Here is a 716-nt window from a genome sequence, read left to right as displayed (position 1 = left end):
ACGGTCATTCTCGCGGAGGCGAACCAGTGGCCGGAGGACGTCGTCGACTACTTCGGCGACTTCCCCAGCGGCGGCGACGAATGCCATATGGCGTTCCACTTCCCCGTCATGCCCCGCATCTTCATGGCCGTGCGAAGGGAATCCCGCTACCCGGTCTCGGAAATCCTCGCCAAGACCCCCGCCATTCCCTCGAAATGCCAGTGGGGCATCTTCCTGCGCAACCACGACGAGCTGACCCTCGAAATGGTCACCGACGAAGAACGCGACTACATGTACGCGGAATACGCGAAAGACCCGCGTATGCGCGCCAACATCGGCATCCGGCGCCGCCTCGCCCCCCTCCTGGACAACGACCGCAACCAGATCGAACTGTTCACGGCCCTGCTGCTGTCGCTTCCGGGCTCGCCGATCCTCTACTACGGCGACGAGATCGGCATGGGCGACAACATCTGGCTCGGCGACCGCGACGCCGTACGCACCCCCATGCAGTGGACACCCGACCGCAACGCCGGCTTCTCCTCCTGCGACCCCGGCCGCCTGTCCCTACCGACGATCATGGACCCGGTCTACGGCTACCAGGTCACCAACGTCGAAGCGTCGATGTCCTCCCCCTCCTCGCTGCTGCACTGGACCCGCCGCATGATCGAGATCCGCAAGCAGAACCCCGCCTTCGGCCTCGGGTCGTACACCGAACTCCAGTCGTCCAACCCGGCCGT

The 716-nt window shown here is 65.1% G+C and carries 1 protein-coding gene; it reads left to right on the top strand.

Annotated features, from left to right (window positions below):
- Positions 1–716, top strand: a 716-nt coding sequence (locus I8N67_RS41840; RefSeq protein WP_267912911.1) for an alpha-amylase family glycosyl hydrolase, incomplete at both ends; no start/stop codon positions are given.

This window comes from Streptomyces adelaidensis, from assembly GCF_016598475.1.
GTDB classification, from domain to species: domain Bacteria; phylum Actinomycetota; class Actinomycetes; order Streptomycetales; family Streptomycetaceae; genus Streptomyces; species Streptomyces adelaidensis.
The sequence above is the reverse complement of the archived record's forward strand: the minus strand, read 5'-3'. Positions and strand labels throughout refer to the sequence as shown.